The organism is Gilliamella sp. GillExp13 (genome assembly GCF_001690815.1).
Classification (GTDB): Bacteria; Pseudomonadota; Gammaproteobacteria; order Enterobacterales; family Orbaceae; genus Gilliamella; species Gilliamella bombi.
Genome location: NZ_LZHJ01000036.1, coordinates 1 through 464, shown reverse-complemented (window position 1 = coordinate 464; position 464 = coordinate 1). Strand labels below are relative to the sequence as shown.

Genomic DNA, 464 nt, shown 5'->3' with positions numbered 1-464 from the left:
TAATACTCGGTGCCTTACAATGCCTATAGGCTTTGCCTTTTCGCCTTAGATAAGGTTTGAATTGTTCATAGCGCGCTTTATTCTGATAAAGGTAGTTATAGATTGATTGGACACAGACTTTCTTTAAACGTGCAGCAATCTGCTCTGGGCTGTAATAAAGCATGAAGTGGATCGGCTACACTAATTAGTACCAGTTTTATAAGGTCATTGTTATGATAAACTAAAAATAAGAGAAGGTAACAACAATGGCAATCGATTCATCACGAAGAGCAAAACGTAGCTTTACTAACGAGTTCAAAAAACAAATGGTCATGCTATATCAAAATGGTAAAAAACGTGCGGATATCGTCGCAGAGTATGACCTCACCAAATCAGCATTAGATAATTGGATAATGCAGTACCAAACTACCGGCTCATTCATCGCAAAAGATAATCGTCGAACTGAAGATAACGAACTTATCGCG

Annotated in this window: 1 protein-coding gene; it reads left to right on the top strand. The window is 37.9% G+C overall.

The genetic code is table 11. The annotated features are described in order from the left end of the window. Positions 1 to 245: 245 nt before the first annotated feature. A partial coding sequence (locus A9G37_RS03055; RefSeq protein WP_065574582.1) for a helix-turn-helix domain-containing protein occupies positions 246 to 464 on the top strand: 219 nt, incomplete at its 3' end.